The 3,287-nt window shown below is 52.2% G+C and carries 2 tRNA genes and 2 rRNA genes; all 4 read left to right on the top strand.

The features are described 5' to 3' along the window. Positions 1–361 precede the first annotated feature (361 nt). A 16S ribosomal RNA gene (locus P775_RS11685) occupies positions 362–1,827 on the top strand. A gap of 297 nt (positions 1,828–2,124) precedes the next feature. After that, a tRNA-Ala gene (locus tag P775_RS11680) sits at positions 2,125–2,200 on the top strand. Between the two features lie 50 nt (positions 2,201–2,250). Beyond that, a tRNA-Ile gene (locus tag P775_RS11675) sits at positions 2,251–2,327 on the top strand. A 396-nt stretch (positions 2,328–2,723) separates the two neighbouring features. After that, positions 2,724–3,287: ribosomal RNA gene (locus P775_RS11670) — 23S ribosomal RNA — on the top strand; the annotation flags it as partial.

The following is a 3,287-nucleotide window of genomic DNA, read 5'->3' as shown; positions in this document are numbered from 1 at the left end:
AGAGAAATTCGAGGGTTTGTGGTACGGTTTGCGCCGTTTAGTTAGGGCGCATATTGTACAATTTGTCTTCAACGCTGTTTGACATTGCTAATATCTGAAGAGATATGTGGGCGGTTTGGTTCAATCGATGAACAAACGCTGCATATCGGCTCTTAGGGATTTCGGTTCCGATGATAGAGTTACAGCTTCACTGTTTGACGGACTTCGGTTTCCAATGGAAACTGATGTACATCAGACAGAGACTGTTTTGTGAACTCCGTGGGTTATTGAGGATGGTTTCGACTGTCTTCAAGTAGCGAAGCGGTAGGACATAGAACGATGTGCAGAGGTTCGAACGTCAAGGATATGCAGTAATGCATTTCAACTTGAGAGTTTGATCCTGGCTCAGAACGAACGCTGGCGGCAGGCCTAACACATGCAAGTCGAGCGCTCACTTCGGTGGGAGCGGCGGACGGGTTAGTAACGCGTGGGAACGTACCCTTTTCTATGGGATAGCCTTGGGAAACTGAGAGTAATACCATATACGCCCTTCGGGGGAAAGATTTATCGGAGAAGGATCGGCCCGCGTTAGATTAGATAGTTGGTGGGGTAATGGCCTACCAAGTCTACGATCTATAGCTGGTTTTAGAGGATGATCAGCAACACTGGGACTGAGACACGGCCCAGACTCCTACGGGAGGCAGCAGTGGGGAATCTTAGACAATGGGCGCAAGCCTGATCTAGCCATGCCGCGTGTGTGATGAAGGCCTTAGGGTCGTAAAGCACTTTCGCCAGAGATGATAATGACAGTATCTGGTAAAGAAACCCCGGCTAACTCCGTGCCAGCAGCCGCGGTAATACGGAGGGGGTTAGCGTTGTTCGGAATTACTGGGCGTAAAGCGCGCGTAGGCGGATCAGAAAGTATGGGGTGAAATCCCGGGGCTCAACCTCGGAACTGCCTCATAAACTACTGGTCTAGAGTTCGAGAGAGGTGAGTGGAATTCCGAGTGTAGAGGTGAAATTCGTAGATATTCGGAGGAACACCAGTGGCGAAGGCGGCTCACTGGCTCGATACTGACGCTGAGGTGCGAAAGTGTGGGGAGCAAACAGGATTAGATACCCTGGTAGTCCACACCGTAAACGATGAATGCCAGACGTCAGCAAGCATGCTTGTTGGTGTCACACCTAACGGATTAAGCATTCCGCCTGGGGAGTACGGTCGCAAGATTAAAACTCAAAGGAATTGACGGGGGCCCGCACAAGCGGTGGAGCATGTGGTTTAATTCGAAGCAACGCGCAGAACCTTACCAACCCTTGACATCCTTGGACCGCTGGAGAGATTCAGCTTTCTCGTAAGAGACCAAGTGACAGGTGCTGCATGGCTGTCGTCAGCTCGTGTCGTGAGATGTTCGGTTAAGTCCGGCAACGAGCGCAACCCACATCTTTAGTTGCCAGCAGTTCGGCTGGGCACTCTAGAGAAACTGCCCGTGATAAGCGGGAGGAAGGTGTGGATGACGTCAAGTCCTCATGGCCCTTACGGGTTGGGCTACACACGTGCTACAATGGTGGTGACAATGGGTTAATCCCAAAAAGCCATCTCAGTTCGGATTGGGGTCTGCAACTCGACCCCATGAAGTCGGAATCGCTAGTAATCGCGTAACAGCATGACGCGGTGAATACGTTCCCGGGCCTTGTACACACCGCCCGTCACACCATGGGAGTTGGGTTTACCCGAAGACGGTGCGCCAACCTCGCAAGAGGAGGCAGCTGGCCACGGTAAGCTCAGCGACTGGGGTGAAGTCGTAACAAGGTAGCCGTAGGGGAACCTGCGGCTGGATCACCTCCTTTCTAAGGATGTTCCTAGATTGATTTGTGATGCCAACGCGCTCTAGTAGCGAAGCGGTAGCGCAAAAAGACATGGAACACTTAGCATGGTCTCTAACCTTTGGAGACCAAAACATCATACGGGCCAGGCCGTCCTCATATCTCTTCAGAAATCGCTAGGTTCCGCACGAACCTGCCCTGATCACGCCGCAAGGCGCGGGGCAAGGCCATGCCGTCAAGTCGCCGCGAGGCGATAGGGCGGATAGTGCCCTAAAGTAGCCGCAAGGCGGTAGGGCCAAACAAGTGCGGAATTCCGGGCAAGGGGCCTTAGCTCAGCTGGGAGAGCGCCTGATTTGCATTCAGGAGGTCAGGAGTTCGATCCTCCTAGGCTCCACCATGAATTTGGCGACCCCTTCCACTGATGACCACTGGCGGCCCTTTTAGAATGGGTCGGTAGCTCAGGTGGTTAGAGCGCACGCCTGATAAGCGTGAGGTCGGAGGTTCAAGTCCTCCTCGACCCACCATTCTTGAACGATTTGACCGTTAAGCACTTCTGAGTGTTTAACCGTCCAATCGGACGAATTGACATCGTATAGAGAGATACAAAATCAACACTGTTTGATCACCCGAGTATGGGAAAGATCTCAGTGGGGAGCAAAGGCCGCAAGGCTGATGCGAGCAGGACTTTAGGTTGTTTCCTCGACCGAACCCCTGTCTGCCTCGCTGAAAAGAACAGAGTTGTCCAAGTCAAGTACACTAACCCGGTTCAGCAACCGCACGGACGCTGAACCATGCGATTTAACCATCGCATAAGTCTGGATCCACGAGATCCAGGCGGGAAAAAGTATGCTTTTGATTAGTGTCACAGAGAAGTCAAAAGGCTCTGTGGCCGCAGTAAGAGCCTGGCTCTTACTGGATCAAATCAAGCGCGAGAAGGGCGTTTGGTGGATGCCTTGGCAGTAAGAGGCGATGAAGGACGTGGTACTCTGCGATAAGTCATGGGGAGCTGAGAACAGGCTTTGATCCATGAATTTCCGAATGGGGCAACCCACCTGACAGTTTGTTATAATAGCCTTCGGGCTGCTTATAATGGGCTGAAACAGGTACTTATAGACTGAATACATAGGTTTATAAGAGCAAACCCGGGGAACTGAAACATCTAAGTACCCGGAGGAAAGGACATCAATAGAGACTCCCCTAGTAGCGGCGAGCGAACGGGGACCAGCCGAGTCCTGAGAGTGACCAGAACAATCTGGAAAGATTGGCCATAGCGGGTGACAGCCCCGTATGGGAAGCTCAATGGAACGTATTAAGTAGGGCGGAACACGTGAAATTCTGTCTGAAGATCGGGGGACCACCCCCGAAGGCTAAGTACTCCTTACTGACCGATAGCGAACCAGTACCGTGAGGGAAAGGTGAAAAGCACCCCGACGAGGGGAGTGAAACAGTACCTGAAACCGAACGCCTACAATCAGTCGGAGCTT

This window comes from Puniceibacterium antarcticum, assembly GCF_002760615.1.
Classification (GTDB): domain Bacteria; phylum Pseudomonadota; class Alphaproteobacteria; order Rhodobacterales; family Rhodobacteraceae; genus Puniceibacterium; species Puniceibacterium antarcticum.
Note: the sequence above shows the minus strand (reverse complement) of the source record. Positions and strands in the feature narration are given on the sequence as shown.